The sequence below is a fragment of the Serratia ureilytica genome (genome assembly GCF_013375155.1).
Taxonomy (GTDB): Bacteria; Pseudomonadota; Gammaproteobacteria; order Enterobacterales; family Enterobacteriaceae; genus Serratia; species Serratia ureilytica.
Window position 1 is genome coordinate 275,018 of sequence record NZ_JABXOF010000006.1, and the last position, 17,042, is coordinate 292,059.

Consider the following 17,042-nt stretch of genomic DNA (forward strand, 5'->3'; position numbering starts at 1 on the left):
TTTTCTTTCTGGCGATAAACTCGCCTTCTAGCCAATCCGCCTTCAGGGTATAGTGCCCATTCGAACCGATGAGAGGGCTGAAGATGTCTGATTGCGAAGCTGTCGTCATACTCTGTACCGCACCCGATGAAGCCAGCGCCCAGGAACTGGCGGCGCGGGTCCTGGGCGATAAGCTGGCGGCCTGCGCCACGCTGCTGCCCGGCGCCACCTCGCTGTATTACTGGGAAGGGAAACTGGAACAGGAATACGAAGTGCAGATGCTGTTCAAAAGCGATCGCCGCCGTCAGCAAGCCCTGCTCGACACCCTGAAACAACATCACCCATACCAGACGCCTGAGCTGCTGGTCTTGCCGGTGATGGCCGGAGATAAAGACTACCTGTTATGGATCAACGCTTCATTAAACTGATTTTGCTGCTGTGCAGCCTGTGCTTCCTGCCGCAGGCGGCGCAGGCTTCGCTGTTCGCGCCGAAGGGCGGCAGCCAGTTCGTGCCCGTCGATCAGGCCTTCGCCTTCGATTTCAAACAGCAAGGCGGCCAGGTGACGCTGAACTGGCAGATCCGCCCCGGCTATTACCTGTATCGCCAGCAGATCAAACTGGTGCCGCAGCAGGCGACGCTCGGCGCCTTTACCCTGCCCGAAGGGCTAAGCCACAAGGACGAGTTCTTCGGCGAAGTGGCGATTTTCAAACAGCAGCTGAATCTGCAGGTGCCGCTGCAACAGGCGGCGGCCAACGCCAGCCTCAGCGTCACCTATCAGGGCTGCGCCGAGGCCGGCTTCTGCTACCCGCCGGAAACCCGAACCATCCCGCTGGACGCGGTCAGCGCCACCGCAGCCGCGCCGCTCCCGGCGGCTGCCTCTGAGCCAGCCGAACAATCCGCAACACCAGCCAGCCTGCCGTTCTCGCCGCTGTGGGCATTGCTGATCGGTATCGGCATCGCCTTCACCCCCTGCGTACTGCCGATGTACCCGCTGATCTCCGGCATCATCCTCGGCCGAGACCGGCCGCAAAGCAGCGGCCGCATTCTGGCGCTGGCGCTGGTTTACGTGCAGGGCATGGCGCTCACCTACACCCTGCTGGGCTTGGTGGTGGCCGCCGCCGGATTGCAGTTCCAGGCGGCGCTGCAGCATCCTTACGTGCTGATTGGCCTGTCGGCGCTGTTCATCGCGCTGGCGCTGTCGATGTTCGGCCTCTATTCCCTGCAGCTGCCCTCGGCGCTGCAAACCCGGCTGGCGAGCTGGAGCAACACCCAGCGCGGCGGCTCACTGACCGGCGTATTCCTGATGGGCGCGCTGGCCGGGCTGATCTGTTCCCCCTGCACCACCGCGCCGCTCAGCGCCATCCTGCTGTATATCGCCCAGAGCGGCAATCTGTGGGCCGGCGGCGGCACGCTGTACCTGTACGCGCTGGGGATGGGCATTCCGCTGGTGATCGTCACCCTGTTCGGCAACCGCCTGCTGCCGCGTAGCGGCCCGTGGATGCAGTACGTGAAAGAGGCCTTCGGCTTCGTCATTCTGGCGCTGCCGGTGTTCCTGCTGGAGCGGGTGATCGGCGATCTGTGGGGCATGCGCCTGTGGAGCCTGCTCGGCCTGGCGTTCTTCGGCTGGGCCTTCGCCCTGAGCCTGAGAAGCGCGCGCGGCTGGGCACGCGCCCTGCAACTTCTGTTGCTGGCGGCGGCGGTGATCGCCGCACGGCCGCTGCAGGACTGGGCTTTCGGCACCGACCAGGCGCAGCAGGCGGCTCAGCCGCACCTGGCCTTTACCCGCATCAACAACGTCGAACAGCTCGATCTCGCGCTGCAACAGGCGCGGGGCAAGCCGGTGATGCTGGATCTGTACGCCGACTGGTGCGTGGCCTGTAAAGAGTTCGAAAAATACACCTTCAGCGACGCCGCGGTGCAGGCAAGCCTGGCCAACGCGGTGCTGCTGCAGGCGGATGTGACCGCCAACGGTGCGGAACAGGCGGCGCTGCTGAAGCACCTGCAGGTGTTGGGGCTGCCGACGATCCTGTTTTTCGATCCGGCGGGCCGCGAGCTGACGGCCGAGCGGGTCACCGGTTTTATGAAGGCAGAAGCCTTCAACGCGCATTTGCAGAAAGTGATGCGATAACTGACACTGAAGATCGGAAGCGAATGGGAGGAAGCACAAGTGCAACGTGAACACGTCCTTGATACCGCGCTGGGTCTGTTGGAACAACAGGGCCTGGCGACCGCCACATTAGAGATGCTGGCGGAAAAACTCGACGTTCAGCCCGGCGATCTCAAACGGTTCTGGCCGGATCGCGAAGCGCTGCTGTACGACTGCCTGCGCTACCACGGCCAGCAGATCGACACCTGGCGCCGCCAGCTGCTGCTGGACGAAAATCTGAGCCCGCAGCAAAAACTGCTGGCGCGCTATGACGTGCTGGCGGAATACGTGCAGCAAGACCGCTACCCCGGCTGCCTGTTTATCGCCGCCTGCAGCTTCTTCCCGGAAACGGATCATCCGATCCACCAACTGGCGGAGCAACAGAAGCTGACCTCGCTGGAGCTGACCCGCGAGCTGCTGCGCGACATGGATGCCGACGACGCCGACATGGTGGCGCAGCAAATGGAGCTGATTCAGGAAGGCTGCCTGAGCAAACTGCTGGTAAAACGCCAGCTCCAGGACGTATCGGTCGCCAAACGGCTGGCGGAAGACATCTTGCAGGTGGCGCAGTGCCGCCGCAACGGGGCGTTGAGCTGAATCGGCAGGGTTGGCAGCGCCACCAACCCGAGGCGATAGCCCCAACAGGCGCATTTTTTGCGCCCTTTGCCTGAAAAGCCAGCAACCGGAGGCATTTTCGCGTATTTCACGCATAAAGCCGTTGACGGCTTTCGGCCAATACGGTTTAATGCTGCCCGTTGCCCGGATAGCTCAGTCGGTAGAGCAGGGGATTGAAAATCCCCGTGTCCTTGGTTCGATTCCGAGTCCGGGCACCATATTCAGAAGAACCCGCCTATGGCGGGTTTTTCGCTTTCTGGGGTACGGACTCTCCATCGAACTGCGTTCGATTATTCGGCCAAGGGCCTCACCCTGCGGGCCAGCGCTGAAGCGCTGTTCAACGCGGCGCCAGCGCCGGCTGTCCGAGTCCGGGCACCACTATTTAGAGAACCCAGCCTATGGCTGGGTTTTTGCTTTTCAGGGACTGGACTCTCCATCGAACTGCGTTCGATTATTCGGCCAAGGGCCTCACCCTGCGGGCCAGCGCTAAAGCGCTGTTCAACGCGGCGCCAGCGCCGGTTGTCCGAGTCCGGGCACCACTATTTAGAGAACCCAGCCTATGGCTGGGTTTTTGCTTTTCAGGGACTGGACTCTCCATCGAACTGCGTTCGATTATTCGGTCTAAAGACCTCACCTTGCGGGCCAGCGCTGAAGCGCTGTTCAACACGGCGCCAGCGAGCGACATAGGGCGAATGTTCCCTTGCTACTTGGCCCCCTCCCCCCCAGAAACGTTGGCTCCAAGGGTAAGCGAATTACCGCATTCTCGGCATTAAGCGTGAAAGTGGCGACGTCAGGCGAGCAATGCCCAATTTCGTTGAGGCGGATACTCACTCTCTGGTAAAAAACGCTACCTCATACAATGTGCAGCAGCGTCAATGATGACGTAGTAATGCCAACCACCAGGAAGAATGGCCGTAGTCTTGGATAGACAACTGCCTTTTCTTCATCCGCTGCGCATGTTTGTAGAATGAATAGATGCTTAAACAGAACAAGAATATCGCAAAATAAAACAAATCCACTTCACCTTTCCCTTGGTGTAGATAATACCTAACGTAAATTACGTACAGCTACCCTCGCTGCCAACGACAATAATTCACCGAAATTATGCTTTGAGTCGAAACAACAGGCTATTTAATCAATAGTCACAAAAAAAGCAGGGAGGATGACCCTGCTTGTGATTTAAAAATCAATATTATTGACATAGCGGCGAGTATTTTTTCATAAACGGCGATTCGCAGATCGCATTCATGACTTCGCCTTTATCTTTCTCTTTAGGCTTGGCGCCTGAGTTGGTGCTGCTTGCACATTGCCCGCCATTTTTCCCCTGGCCATTGATGCATTGGCCAAAGTCGCTATTGCCGGCACCGCTGGCGTTGCCATTATTGCCCTGCACATTCTGATTACCGTTAAAACCGGCATGCGCGTAAGACGCCATCATGATGCAGGCGCCGAAAAGCAAAGTTGCTGTCTTTTTCATAATTTTCCCTTTGTGTTATTTAGCAATTGAATAAAACAAGATTTAATATTCCTCTGGGGAATATTAATCATAATCCATTGTCTTTTAGCGTTATAAAGATAGCAGATGAGAACAACTAAAATTATTCCCCATCACGGTTAGGAATACTCTGCCTCAGGGGATAGCAGCCAATAAATAAAATCATGGCTGCGGTTTAACATCAGCTTACCCATCACCGAACGTTTATGGCTGTGCACCGTTTTAACGCTCACCCCCATTACCCTGGCGGTTTGCGATTGGTCAAACCCACGCCGCAAATAGCCGATAACCTGTCGCTCACGGGGGGTCAACAGCTTAGCGGGAAACCGACACACCGGCCTCGGATTAGCCAGCGTATCAGACAGCAGCCTAAACAGGCATTGCTGATCGTCGGTACGGTACAGCACCCGGCTCGCGCGCCCGGAGGCAACGGTCTGCTTTTCCTTAATGGTGACGACATGTGCTCCAGAATAGGCGGCCCAGCGCCGGATGCGGCGTGCCGGCGAGGTCAGCACGATGTCAGGCCGCTCATCACTGCCTGGCGACAGGAAATGCACGACGTTATTATGCTGCTGCGCATATGTCGCAATGCTTAACCGCAAGCCGGCGGCAAAATAGCGGTTCTCGTCATCGATGACGATATTGAGAGATTTCATTATCCCCTCCTAATTTATCCATCACCCTATTTAGATTAAAATTTTAGTAAAAAAACGATTGACAGCGTTATTGTGCCCATCATTTGCAACGGACGTTTCAACTCATTTTTTTACTTACCCTTATAAATCTAAGATTATAAATCAGGGAAGGGTCAGCATAATGACCTTATACCCCTGAAAATCGCCAGTGCCACCGCTGTACCCGCTTAATGTTGACGTCAATGTGAGGGTTTTCCCTTCAGGGCCAATCCGGTCGAAATAACCAGAACCAATATCGACACCATTTACTTTAAGATGACTGATAATGCTACCACCAAGAGAGACGGAACCATTTTTATCTACAGCGATGATAGCCAAGCTAAATTTATTATTGCAGTCAACGCGAAATTGCTTCGCTGCAACATCCCCATTAACTGAATTAGTGTCTATCGTGCCGTGATTCAGCTCGATATAAGAATCGGCAATCCTGCAATAGGTTGGATCTATTTGTGGTGCAAAGCATTCAAACTCGCCACCGGGCAAAGGAACAAAAGATTTCCCTCCAGTGCTAAACAAAGGATAAGCCAAACCCAGACAAGGCTCCGCGTATAGGCCAAATTGCGATTTGGCTTCCTTATTGATAAAACCTTTCCGTGCGAATACCTGGGCTAATTCTCCCATCGTCTCTAAACCTGCCGCCTCAGACATATCCATTTCGCCAAAAGTAGATATAGCATGTGAGCGGTTAGAGTACGTAAAAGCCAGTTTACAGTTATCAAGCCCCCTGCAATCTTTTAATGGATTCGGAGCAGGATCGTACTCATCCCACCGAATTACTTTCACGATAAACCTATTTTGAGAAGGCGAGTATTGTGCATCTACCTCCCAACTGGCAGTCGCCTGTGGAACGTGCAACAACAACCATAAAAAGAGTATTTTTTTCATTTTTTCTTCTCGCTATCGAACTGGCGATTTTCACATTTACATTTCAGGGCATTGCCACCCGACGTCAGCGACAGCGGCTTGCCGCTCACGCCCAGCGCTTTCTCCAGCTGCAGGTTATCCGCAACAGTCGGCGGCAACCCTATCACGGTGACCAAACTGAGCCGCGTCATCTTTCCTGTGCGGTGCCAATATATCGGCCACTTATTTTCTTTTTTATTCGCACTGAGTACCTTACTAAAATAATTCTCAGACGGGTTCTATAACCATAATGGCGTTGCCGCAATAACTCCCGACATTATTCACGCCCAATGACTTCGTTATTAAACCAAGCACATTAACACCTGCCAGCAGATTAAATAATCCACCAATCGCATAACCATTTACGCTTATATACGTAAGCCCCGCAGGTGAGAGATTAATATAGGATTCATCATTAATTAATCGCACCCTTAATTTTGTTCCCGTGCTACATTGAATTGAATCCTTGCCTTCCTCTATGGAGCTCTCTGCTTCTTTAATAGAAAGAGTACCATGATCAATTTCCACTTTCGGTGTTATAATATTGCCCCATTGCTGGGGAGGAACTTTCAGGCATACCGCTTTTAATCGTAATTAAGGCTAAAATCCACCACAGCATCAAAACTCCCCACCCACAAAGGCGCACCGGTACGTTCCGCCATAACGCTGTAGTTCAACACATTGCTGCCCGGCGTCAGCCACAGCGGCTTGCCGCGGCTGCCTAAGCGAATGTCTTCACCCTGGGCCCCCAGCAGGCGCAGCCCCATGCCGCTTACGCCCTGCGCTTTCACCAGCTGCGGGTTGTCCGCATCGGCCGGCGCCCGGAAGCTCACCCGCACCGCAGGCTGATCCGCCGCCCAGCTCCGCGCGCCGGTGCGTTCATCCCGGCTAGCCGCCGAACCGCGCAGGCAATCGCGCAGCCGCAACTCAAACGCCACCGGCGTACCACGAGCGCCCGGCTGCTCTAACCTGCCGGTCGCGACCTCCCCCAGCCAGATCTCCTGCCGCAGGCTGTCCATCTCCAGCCGGCACGCGCTCTCGGTCATGGCGCCGCGAATTTCCAGCACGCCGCCGGCGCCATCCACCTGCCAGTTATCCACGGCGTTCGCCGTCGGCAGCAGCCACAGCAGGGCTGTCAAGCTGAGTGGCGCCATCAGCGCCAGCCCGCCCAACACGGCGTAATAGCGCAGCTCGCCGCAAAGGTACGCCCAATCGCGCGCCGTTCGTTTCCCGGTCATGTTTCTCTCCAGATAAATCCATCCGTTATTTTCATTAGCGGTAGCGCTAACTACACCTACTCATATTCCAAACCGAAGGTTGCCACGGCAGAAAATGTCCCCAGGCCGATGCTTTTCTGCGCTATCGCCTCCGGCTCTCCCTGAACATAAACCTGCAATTGCAGGCTGTTGCTGCCCTTGCCGATTGCATATCCCTCACTCGATTTGTTCAGCGCCAGCGGCGCGCCCGCCGCCGTTTCCAGCCCCAGGGCGATGCCCTGCGCCAGACTCCCTCCGTCCGGCCTCAGCAGGCCGGGCAATGTCGCGCTCTCGGCCCCCTTGAAGGTCACTTTCACCGAGTTGCCCAGGCTGATGTCACAGTCTTGCAGCACCAGGCTGAACGCCTTGCCGGCGGTGCGGCCATGGGTGTACAGGTATTTATCGATCACGGTGCCGAACTCCAGGCGAATATCCTCATCTCCCGGGCGCAGCGTGCAAGGCTCGGCCACCAGTGCGCCGCTAAAATGCATATTGTCGGCGGCGGCCCAACTCCAGCTCGCGCTGACCAACAACCCCGCGCCGATAACCCCTCGCCACGCCGCCGCTTTACTTATCCTCTTCATGCGCTTTTCCTTTCCCTTTCCCAGCCGTCCCTGTCACTCACAGGTAATCCGCCTGCAGCGTCGCCGTTGCAGCGAACGCGCCTTCCGTCAGTGGAACGCCCGCTTTGGCAACCGGCACCGCCTCCAAACGCGGCGGATTGGCAGGATCGATTTTGATGCTGCTGTTCGGCGCGAACGGTTTGTCATCCCGGTACACTCGGATGCCGAGATTGCTGTTATCGGTTTGCAACGCGGCGTTATCAAAGGACGCGGCGTTGCCTTTAAAGGTCAACGTCAGTTCCCACGGCAAGGCACCGGGCGAATCGCATTGGATAAGGTAGTTCACCGCCTGCCGGTAGTTGACGCCATCAACCTTGTTGATACCGACACGCTGACCAAACGCCACTTCGATAACGCCGCCATCGTTGATGCGGCACGGCGGCGGCGCACGCAGCGTCCCTTTCAGGTGCATGGCGACCTCTTCAGCCGCCGGAACGGAATAGCTGACCAGGCCACTTGCACACAACAGCATCACGGCAATACCCTGTTTCATGTTCGCCCCCCGGTTCATTGGTAATCGACGCGCAACGTGGCGGACGCCGTAAACTCCCCCGTCGGCAGCGCTGCGTTCGCTTGCTTCACGGGCACCGCCTCCAGCGTCGGCATATCGGGAAAGGTGAATGTTTGCCAACTGTTCAGCGCGATGCGCGACCTGTTGTTTAAAAATGCAATGCCCAGGCCGTCGACGCTGGTCTGCAGCAATTTGCCATCAAACCCCGCCCCCGTTCCGGCGAGCAGCAACCGCATGCCGTTCTTTTCCGGCTTGGTACAGGTGAATTCATAGTCGACTGGCGTACGATAATTTTCGCCATCGATACGCGTCGTCAGCACCTCGTCGCCGAAGTTCACTTCGATCGGCCGATTGCCGTTGAGCACGCAGGGCAGCGGCGCCAACACGGTCACCTTGACCGACACCGTAGTGGCGGCCTGCGCCGCCCCCATCGTCAACAGGCAGGACGCGCCGGCCAGGTAAAGAACGCATGCTAAATTCGGTATAATATTCACTTTGCCTCCCCCGTTCTTCTTAACCCGATATATCCCGCCCTGTTACAAAATAGCGCTATGAATGCTACCCAGGGAACGCCATAACACGCTTCTGCCGGTGATATAATTCCCCCATTAAGGCAAGGAAATAATGATGCTTTTAGAACCGTGAAACTCCCCCACGCTGCCGTCATATCCCGCCAGCGTTGACGTCAATGTTAAAGTCTTTCCTTCGGGTGGCGCCGTAACCAGCAACCCGTTTCCCACATTAACGCCGTCTAGCTTCAACTCACTACGGAACTGCTTTTTATCGTTGAAATAAACTGTTCCAGACTCATCAGAACTCATCACTCTTATCTTGAAATTAAACGTGCAAGCCACCGTCAATTTAGCTTCTACCGTATTGCCATTAATCATTTCAGCCCGCAACATGCCATGATCCAGCTCCACCATCGGCTCACGCAATTCGCAAACGTTGGGTACGATCTCCGGCACTCGGCACTGTTCGCCACCGGGAAACCAATAGACAGTCCATGAGCCATTGCTTCCCTGCCCGTTATAACCAAAGTAAATACAACTGGGTTTACCAGGATAATAATAGTCTCTACTGCGATACTCCCGATTGAGAAGGCCAGCCCGGATAAAATTCGCCCCCAACTCACCTAATGTTTTGCTTGTTGTATCATTAGGTATTAAAACATCATTTAAGAAAGTGAAATTATTCACAGTGAACGCCAGATAACAGTATTCGCGCCCGCCAACACAGCCATATAAAGGATTAGGCGCTTTATCCTCCGTATCCCAGGCAACAATTTTAGCGACAAAATAGCCGTAGGTCGCATTAACCGGCCGATATTCCGTTTTCATTTCCCACGCAACAGAAAAGGCATCAACAGAATATAAATAAATTAAAAAAGGAAAAAAAAACCGCTTTAACATAGGGTAATCCCTGATATGAATAAAAATTCAATTATCCCTTTGCAATCGAAAACGGCGATAGAAAAATAGCCTGTTCTCTCCTTCAGCATATCCATTTAGCTGTCTGTTAATTTTTAATCGCCGCTGGCGGTAGCGTATTCGCACCGGCCTTTAAGACGCCGTATTCTTCTCCGCCACCACTTTGCAGACCGCACCTGCGCAGTTAAAGCTCAGCTGCGGCCGGCCGCCGTAGTCGTTGATGTAGGTCAGCACCGGGCTATTGCCGAGGCTCCCGGCGCTCACCGTCAACGGCAGGTTGCCCTTCGGCGGCACCATCAACGGTTCGAACTCCTTGGCGCCGTCAATGCCTTTGCGGCTGGCGGCATCAATGATGGTGACGTAGTACGGCGTTGGGTTGTTCACCACATACTTGTCGCCCTGCTTGCTCAGCGTCAGCTGTTCCTGCCACGGCGCCGCGCCACGTTCCGGGGCGATCGCCGCCGGGCGGTAAAACAGCTTGATACGCGTTTGCAGCGCAATCTGCAGCGAGTTCGGCTTGTTGCTCTTCGGCGGGATCTCGCGCAGGTTGAAGTAATACAGCGTCTCCCTGTCCTGCGGCAGCATCTTCGCCGCCGGCAGCGCCTGGATCTTCACCTGGCTCGGCTTGCCCGGTTCGATGCGCTGCACCGGCGGCAATACCGTCAGCGGGCTCTGGATCTTGTTGCCCTGTTCGTCTTCCAGCCAGCCCTGCGCCAGGTACGGTAATTGCTTGTTCTGGTTACTCACGCTCAGGCTCACCGACTGCACGCTGCCATCAAAAATCACCCGGGTGCGATCCAGCGCAATGGCCGCCTGCGCGGTTGGCGCCAGCGCGCCGCCCAGCAGCGCCGCCGTCATCAATAAAACGCCAGGTTTACGCATCGTGTTCATCATAAAAAACTCCTTAATTCATTGTTCTTTGCTATCCACACCGGCGCTTAGCGCCCGGCACGGCAGCAGTAAATTGGCTGTCAGCATCTCGGCCGGCAGTGGCGTCGGCATCTGCACTTCGCACTGTTCGGCGCCGTTCCAGCGCACCGTCATCCGCTCCCCGGCGTTGATGCCGCTCAGATAAACGCTGCCGCCGTCGTTGACGATGCCGGTCTCCTGTTTACGGACGTTCAGCACCGTGGCGCCAAACGGCGGCTCGCTGCCGTCCGCCAGCTTAATTACGGCCATCGCCTTCTCCCCGGCGATCACCGCAAACTTGCGGTAACCGATAGCGCCTTCGGTCAACGTCGCCTGCACCACCGAGGTGGTGGCCTCGGCGTTATCGCCCAGCGTGTCCAGATCGATGCTGGCCTTGTTGCGGTAGTAGCTGTTGACGTCCGCCACCACCGCCTTGCCCCAGCGGTTGGTCGCCACCGCGCTGCCGTAGCCGCGTACCGGTACCCCGGCTACGCCTTCGGTATCCAACAACAACCGGGTGCCGCCCGCCATATTGCTGCGGTGCAGCGCACCGCCTTCGGCGGTCAGCGTCATCCCGCCCTGAAGAGAACCGCCGACCGCGCTGTATCTGTCCTGTTGATAACTGGCGTTGGCGCTTATACGCGCGATATCGCCGTCGCGGTTGTAATAGCCGCTCAGGTTGGCGCCGCTGCGCGAACTGCCGGCGCTGAGCTGATAGTTACTGCGATCGTCCAGTCGCTCGTAATAGCCCACGCGGTGGGTATTGTCGTTACGGTTGAACGTGGTGTTGTAGCTCAGCGTCGCACCGTTGCCCCACGGCACCGAGAGCCCCAAATACATGCCATCGTCGTTGGTCTCGTTGTAGCGGTTACGGTACGCCGACAGCGACAGGCTCATGTTTTTAAACCTGCCCAGGTCGAAATAGCGCGACATCGTCAGGCTGTAGCGATCGTTGGCCGGCCGCTCCCAGTAGGTCTGATGACTAAAGTTGAGATAAGCGCTCAACCCGATATCACGCAGCTGCTGGTTGTAGGTGATGGTGTACATCTCCTTGCTGTTGCCGTACCGCTGCCCGTATTGGCGCGCGTCCAGGTACTCGCTCATGCTCATAAAGTTCCGCTCAGAGAAGCGGTAGCCGGCGAAGGTCACCTGGCTGTCCAGCTCGTCGAAGCTTTTCGAGTAACTGAGGCGGTACGAGCCGCCGCTCAGCGTCTCACCGTTGTACGGCAGTTTGGCGCGCGACTGGGTCGCGTCGAACGACAGCGCCCCCAGCAACAGCAAATCGCGCCCGATACCCAGCGCCGCAGCGTTATAGTCGCCCCCCAACAGCGCGCCGCCGAACAGCGACCAACCGTTGCTCACCCCCCAGGAAAACTCACCGGTGCCGAACATCGGCCCCTGGTAGCGGTGATCCATATCCGACGGCTTGCCCGCCGCCAGCTTGTAGCGCAGCGAGCCGGGGCGCGTCAGGTACGGGATGCTGGCGGTGCTCATTTTGAACTCCTGCACGCTGCCGTCCTGCTCCTCCACCCGCACGTCCAGATCGCCCGTGACCGCATCGTTGAGATCCTGGATCCGAAACGGCCCGGCGGCGACGGTGGTTTCGTACAGCACCCGCCCTTGCTGGCTGACGGTCACCTTGGCGTTACTCTTGGCCACTCCGCTGACTTCCGGCGCGTAACCGCGCAGGTTGGGTGGCAGCATGTTGTCGTCGGAGCGCAGGCTGACGCCGCCGAAGCGAAAGCTGTCGAACAGCCCGGAATCCAGGTAGTCCTCACCCAGCGTCAGCTTGGATCGCAGCGCCGGGATCGCCCGATAGGCGTAATAGCGGCTCCAGTCCAGGTTCCGGGTGGATTCACCGCCGCCTTGCCGGTTCCACTGCCCCTGCCAGTCGGCGCGCAGCCGCCAGGCGCCCAGGTTGGCTCCCGCCGTGCCGTTGCCGCCCAGGCTGTAGTTCTGAGTGCCCGCCTGCTGCTGGCGCTGCGCCTGGCCGTTGAGGTTATAGTCGAACAGCAGCCCCGGTATCCCCTCATCCCAGCGGGCCGGCGGATCCCAATCCTCCGAGACATAGTCCAGATAGGCCTGGGGGATGCTCAGATACAGCGCCGACGTGGCCAACTCACCCCGCACTTCCATGCCCGGTAGGCTGGCCTCGTCCAGACAGGCGCCTTCTCGCCACCAGGTCAGTTTTTTCGCGGCCTCATCTTTGATACCCAACTGCGCCACCAATTCCGGCGTCAGGCAGGCGCGGCTGCCGTTAGCGTCCCCGTCCGGCGCATAAAATGCCACCGGTTGTTCCGGCAGGTCGCTTTTATTGACGCGCACCACCATGCTGTACTGTCCGGGCATAATGTAGCCACCGCGCGAAAACTGGCTCAGATCGATGTTTTTACGATCGTTTACGTCGAGCACGTCGGTGTTGAACTGAATGTCTTCCACCGCGCCGGCGTTACTCGTCAAACTGCCCAGCACCAGCGCCACGCAGGCGCTGAGAATATGCAAACGAAACGGTTTTCCGGCAGGTAAAAACATCATTTCCAAGACCTTTTAATTTATTAACTTCCCTGATTCATCAGCCGCTCAGTAATAATCCATTTTGAAACGCACCGATGAAAAATAGTCCCCGGCCTTCAATGGCCGCTGATTGCTGATTAACGTCATGGCGTAATTCAGGCGGTAATTCCCCGGCAATATATTCACCGGCGGCAATGATTTCCCTGGCGTGGCAATATTGCCGGCGGCATCGGTAATTTTCAGCGCAATACCGGAGGCATGGCCGTTGATACCAAACATCTCACCGTCCACGTGGCCATCAAACGTAATCCGAAACTGTTTCCAGTCCGGTAAATGCTTATCAACGCGTTCGAGTACGCAATTTACTAACTCAATGCTGAATGGCACCGTTCGGCTTCTGCCATCTCGTGCAATATCTGAAATGGGGATAATATCCATATCGATAATTTGCTCTCGGCTTTCAGTCGCAATGGCACAGGCCGTATCGATAATAGCCCCTTGCATATTGACGCGCCCTTCACCTTGCCCGGCAGACATTGCCTGCTGGGAAATAAAATACGGCACCAGCAATAGGCAAAAAGCCCCTGTCTTTTTTAGCTGTTCATTCATTGCCATTCCCTGGTGAAATCATGTTTCCTCAAAATGGCATGCGGGTTGCCCCGCATGCCCGATAATCACACGTATTTCGTCAGGTAACGACTTACTGGTACGCCAGCGTGAAGTCGGCTACAGACTGGAACTCACCCGGGGTGATCTCCGCGGTAGAAGCGCTGGCGCCCTGCAGGTAGGCGGAGAAGGTCAGGGTGTTGGCGCCGTTCTGCAGCGCTTGCGCTTTAGAAGCAGTGCCCAGTTCAATGTTGGCACCAGCGCCGTCAGTGATGGCGATGCCCGCGCCCTTGGCGGAACCGGTGATGCCCAGCAACTTGTCGTTAGCTTCAGACTTCGCGCCGCTGAAGGTCAGCGCAACGCTTTTCTTATTATCAGACAGTTCGCAGTTTTCCAGCTTGATCTGGAAGTTGCGCGGGGTAGATTTACCGCCGCTTTTCAGCGCCACGTTGGAAATCGCACCCAGTTCAACGGTCTGATCCAGAGAATCAGGCGCGATTGAGCAAGGAGCATCAATGATAGAACCGCTGAAGGTCACTTTACCGTGGCCCTGGTCAGCAGCGTGCGCCAGAGAAGAAACACCAAATGCCATAACGGCGGCCAGCATAATTTTATTCAGTTTCATAGAAATCCCTTACATTCCTTAGTAAGTAGTGGAGTAAATTAAATCCTTAAGTCACGCATGCAATGCCACAGCTTTATTCCTGAGCGTTGTATCCGTGGCTAATACGCTGCGTTTCCGCGTTCCGTATCAGTGGGAACAAATTTACACTCCCCGAGCTCCGTTTGAAACGTTATGTCGCAAAAAGACAAAAACACAGGATTATTATCGATAAAATAATAATTAAATAGATTATAAAGCCAACAAATAGGAATTAATTATCACTATTTATATAAAAAAACTTGTAAACATATAAACATTTCATGTCAATTATACGGATAGAGAGAAAAATCCTATTTACATACAGAGTGAAGGATTGAAAAAAGCCGCATCAGGTCTCAGAATAATCCCTCGACAGGAAAGTTGATGGGTAAATGAAATGATTTTTATCATAAATGAAGACATCCTCTTTAATGAGGATGAGGGCACGCTGTCGCATGTCGATAATGCCAGTAATAAAATAGCGTTACTTAAACCGACCAGCAGATTGCTTTCGTTGTTTATTCGCAATAATGATAAGCTGCTGCTGCGAGAGAGGTTGCTTAATGACGTCTGGGTTGAACATGGGCTCAAAGCCTCCAATAACAACCTGAATAATTACGTTTCCGGCCTGCGTAAGTCATTGGCGCAGTTCGGCGTGGAAGATATTATTGTTACCTATCCCCGTCAGGGGTTTAAATTTAGCGCCGCAAGCATTCAGCTGATGGATATAAATACCGATGAAGTTAATAATAATGATTATAGCGAAACCGAAATAGCTTCAACGCCGCCACCGGTTGCACGAACGCCGAACTTTCGTCGCTCTGTTCAGCGCTTAATTATGATTATGGCCGCTTGTTTAGTGCCGTTTGCCGCGATTGTGCTTTACCAAAACAGCACGCGCATCAGCGTTTATCCGTTGGGCAATGAGCAAAATTGCCAAATTTACACCATGCGGTTAGGCAGCGGTGAGTTGGCAAACATTAAGCGAGAGATACGGCAAGCCGGCTTCAACTGCCAATACCGGGCGGATATCTATTACTATGACAACATTCGCAATGAGGGCGCAGAAAAGGACGAACAGTGGTTAACCTATTGCCCGCGGGCGAGCAATAGCCCCTGCATTAACAATTACATCAATAATAAACAACCATAACATTGCGCCATTTATCCCCAGGGCCAACGAAAAACAATCCCCCGGCGTTGCCGGGGACATTCTCCGCTCAGGAGGCCGTGGTGCACACGAACAGCGGCGCATGGTTACCACTGAACAGATAGTGACGCTCATCGACTTTTTCAATTCGCCAATGGATCAATGGCGCCGACATAGGCAAACGGCGGTTAAGCGCTTCATTATCCAAATTGTCTTGCGACTTTCTGACCGCTTCCTTACGGCGCAGCGTGTAATTACTCCCCTGTCGCTGATAGTCCATGATCATTGCCCGCTCGATGGTATAACGCGTATCGCCGTCAAAAAAGCTGCCGCTCAGCAACAGGGTCACGCTCCGCGCGCCTTCGGGTACAACGCTCACCAGCAAGACACGCTGCATCAATTGGTCAGGCAACTGATCGGTTGAACGCAGTACCGCACGGCACTCCGGGATTTGCGGTTTGAAAAACAAGAAATAGGCGGAAACGCCGCAGCCTGCGATCGCCATCGCGCCTAACAGCGCGTAACGGTAGCGCCAGAGGCGCTTACTTAACCCGGCTTTCATAATAGTTCTCACATTGCACTTTGCCCGCGGCCATTTCCGCTTGTGGGCAATAGAAGTAATAAGAAGCCCGGGCTCGCCCAACGGCCCCCGACAACACCGATCCGCTATCGTAGTACAGCAGCGTCGCCGGTTCCGTACACCGAACCGACTTATCTTGCGCCAACATATTTTTCAAATGCGCCAGATCGGCCTCACCGGGTCCCACCTTATGGTAAGAAGCCACAAACTTCACCTCACAGCTGCCGATGTTGCCTACGCTTACCGTGCTGATCGGCGCATAGCCGGCGTCCTGCCAGGCCCACAGGCCGCTCCCCGCCGCCAGCAACAACAACGCGGCTAGTCCGAGGCGCTTAAATCGCAACGTTAGCAGCGGCCTGGTCGGCAAGGCGTTGTCTGCAGCCACCGGGAGCGGCATCTCCGGCAAACTCTCCGCCAGGCTGTCCGTCGTTTTCAATGAAGCGGCGGTGAACATGAATCCCTGGCGCGGCAACGTAACGATAATGTCGTCCTCGCCCAGGGCGGCAAACATCTTGCGCAGAATGGAAATGGTGTTATTGAGATTATTGCCGGAGGCCACCTGACCGTGCGCTTCCCACACCTGCGTCAGCAGGGTATCGCGGGAGAGCACCAGGTTATTGTTTCTGACCAAGGCGGACAGCAGGCGGTTCAGGGTAGCGGTGAGCGGTTGAGGCGGCAGCTCAGCGTTGAGATCCACCAACTCTGATCTATCCTCATGATATTTAATCTTATTATTAATTACGTATCTCATTGTTCCCCGCTCAAAAAACTAATTAATAATAATTAGCCCTTGTTAAACATGAGAATAGTAGCACACGGCATGAGTTAAGAAAATTCCTAGAAAAACGCATAAAAAGCTAAATAAACATAAATATAGGAAATAACATTGCGCTGTCTCACAGGGCGCCAAACATTTAACTGATGATTGTCGATTTTTATCATGTCGATATTAAAAATGCCGCCCGGCAAATACCGGGCGGCACGAGA

Annotated in this window: 20 protein-coding genes and 1 tRNA gene; 5 read left to right on the forward strand and 16 right to left on the reverse strand. The window is 55.2% G+C overall.

The window, feature by feature from the left end; translation table 11 throughout:
• The first annotated feature begins 83 nt into the window (after positions 1–83).
• The 4 genes from cutA (at position 84) to HWW83_RS13515 (ending at position 2,958) form a co-directional block, all read left to right on the forward strand.
• Positions 84–407: a divalent cation tolerance protein CutA gene (gene cutA / locus HWW83_RS13500; protein ID WP_004929657.1), complete on the forward strand. Its 324-nt coding sequence runs from the start codon at positions 84–86 to the stop codon at positions 405–407.
• Positions 383–2,107, forward strand: coding sequence for a protein-disulfide reductase DsbD (locus HWW83_RS13505; RefSeq protein ID WP_069100393.1), 1,725 nt, complete (start codon positions 383–385; stop codon positions 2,105–2,107). The genes cutA and HWW83_RS13505 overlap by 25 nt, the downstream gene beginning before the upstream one ends.
• 39 nt (positions 2,108–2,146) lie before the next feature.
• Positions 2,147–2,722, forward strand: coding sequence for a division control transcriptional repressor DicD (dicD, locus tag HWW83_RS13510; protein ID WP_015376374.1), 576 nt, complete (start codon positions 2,147–2,149; stop codon positions 2,720–2,722).
• Positions 2,723–2,882: 160 nt separating this feature from the next.
• Positions 2,883–2,958 (forward strand) — tRNA-Phe (locus HWW83_RS13515).
• Positions 2,959–3,932: 974 nt separating this feature from the next.
• On the opposite strand, the gene HWW83_RS13520 is transcribed toward HWW83_RS13515, so the two are convergent.
• The 14 genes from HWW83_RS13520 to HWW83_RS13585 all read right to left on the reverse strand — a co-directional run bounded on the left by HWW83_RS13520 (position 3,933) and on the right by HWW83_RS13585 (position 14,307).
• Positions 3,933–4,217 (reverse strand): hypothetical protein, encoded by a 285-nt coding sequence (locus HWW83_RS13520; protein ID WP_069100915.1) that lies wholly within the window; start codon positions 4,215–4,217, stop codon positions 3,933–3,935.
• A gap of 137 nt (positions 4,218–4,354) precedes the next feature.
• On the reverse strand, positions 4,355–4,891 hold the full coding sequence (locus HWW83_RS13525) for a helix-turn-helix transcriptional regulator (RefSeq protein WP_069100916.1): 537 nt from the start codon (positions 4,889–4,891) through the stop codon (positions 4,355–4,357).
• 141 nt (positions 4,892–5,032) lie between these two features.
• On the reverse strand, positions 5,033–5,815 hold the full coding sequence (locus HWW83_RS13530; RefSeq protein ID WP_139120365.1) for an MrpH family fimbial adhesin: 783 nt from the start codon (positions 5,813–5,815) through the stop codon (positions 5,033–5,035).
• Complete coding sequence (locus tag HWW83_RS13535; RefSeq protein WP_157993253.1) at positions 5,812–5,985, reverse strand: hypothetical protein; 174 nt, start codon at positions 5,983–5,985, stop codon at positions 5,812–5,814. The genes HWW83_RS13530 and HWW83_RS13535 overlap by 4 nt, the downstream gene beginning before the upstream one ends.
• A 76-nt stretch (positions 5,986–6,061) precedes the next feature.
• A complete protein-coding gene (locus tag HWW83_RS13540) occupies positions 6,062–6,361 on the reverse strand; it encodes a hypothetical protein (protein WP_139120366.1) in 300 nt (99 codons plus the stop codon).
• A 56-nt stretch (positions 6,362–6,417) separates the two neighbouring features.
• Entirely contained in the window at positions 6,418–7,071 is a 654-nt protein-coding gene (locus HWW83_RS13545) for a fimbrial protein (RefSeq protein ID WP_069100918.1), read from the reverse strand.
• A gap of 56 nt (positions 7,072–7,127) precedes the next feature.
• Complete coding sequence (locus HWW83_RS13550) at positions 7,128–7,673, reverse strand: fimbrial protein (protein ID WP_069100919.1); 546 nt, start codon at positions 7,671–7,673, stop codon at positions 7,128–7,130.
• Between the two features lie 37 nt (positions 7,674–7,710).
• On the reverse strand, positions 7,711–8,205 hold the full coding sequence (locus HWW83_RS13555) for a fimbrial protein (protein WP_069100920.1): 495 nt from the start codon (positions 8,203–8,205) through the stop codon (positions 7,711–7,713).
• 14 nt (positions 8,206–8,219) lie between these two features.
• The gene (locus HWW83_RS13560) at positions 8,220–8,717 is read right to left on the reverse strand and encodes a fimbrial protein (protein WP_230358753.1); all 498 of its coding nucleotides are present in this window, start codon (positions 8,715–8,717) and stop codon (positions 8,220–8,222) included.
• Positions 8,718–8,831: 114 nt separating this feature from the next.
• Positions 8,832–9,635 carry an MrpH family fimbial adhesin gene (locus HWW83_RS13565; RefSeq protein ID WP_129993851.1) on the reverse strand — a complete coding sequence of 268 codons (804 nt, stop codon included), beginning with the start codon at positions 9,633–9,635 and terminating at the stop codon, positions 8,832–8,834.
• Positions 9,636–9,785: 150 nt separating this feature from the next.
• Positions 9,786–10,547, reverse strand: coding sequence for a fimbria/pilus periplasmic chaperone (locus HWW83_RS13570; protein ID WP_129993850.1), 762 nt, complete (start codon positions 10,545–10,547; stop codon positions 9,786–9,788).
• Positions 10,548–10,562: 15 nt separating this feature from the next.
• Complete coding sequence (locus HWW83_RS13575; protein ID WP_069100923.1) at positions 10,563–13,097, reverse strand: outer membrane usher protein; 2,535 nt, start codon at positions 13,095–13,097, stop codon at positions 10,563–10,565.
• Between the two features lie 45 nt (positions 13,098–13,142).
• Positions 13,143–13,685: a fimbrial protein gene (locus HWW83_RS13580; protein WP_083223829.1), complete on the reverse strand. Its 543-nt coding sequence runs from the start codon at positions 13,683–13,685 to the stop codon at positions 13,143–13,145.
• Positions 13,686–13,776: 91 nt separating this feature from the next.
• Positions 13,777–14,307: a fimbrial protein gene (locus HWW83_RS13585; protein WP_069100925.1), complete on the reverse strand. Its 531-nt coding sequence runs from the start codon at positions 14,305–14,307 to the stop codon at positions 13,777–13,779.
• 415 nt (positions 14,308–14,722) lie between these two features.
• On the opposite strand from HWW83_RS13585, the gene HWW83_RS13590 reads away from it, so the two are divergent.
• On the forward strand, positions 14,723–15,478 hold the full coding sequence (locus HWW83_RS13590; RefSeq protein ID WP_033641594.1) for a winged helix-turn-helix domain-containing protein: 756 nt from the start codon (positions 14,723–14,725) through the stop codon (positions 15,476–15,478).
• Between the two features lie 67 nt (positions 15,479–15,545).
• Here the strand turns inward: HWW83_RS13590 and HWW83_RS13595 are convergent, their stop codons facing one another.
• Positions 15,546–16,037, reverse strand: coding sequence for a FidL-like protein (locus HWW83_RS13595; protein ID WP_046688087.1), 492 nt, complete (start codon positions 16,035–16,037; stop codon positions 15,546–15,548).
• Positions 16,018–16,752 (reverse strand): winged helix-turn-helix domain-containing protein, encoded by a 735-nt coding sequence (locus HWW83_RS13600; RefSeq protein ID WP_226772930.1) that lies wholly within the window; start codon positions 16,750–16,752, stop codon positions 16,018–16,020. The genes HWW83_RS13595 and HWW83_RS13600 overlap by 20 nt, the downstream gene beginning before the upstream one ends.
• Positions 16,753–17,042: the final 290 nt, after the last annotated feature.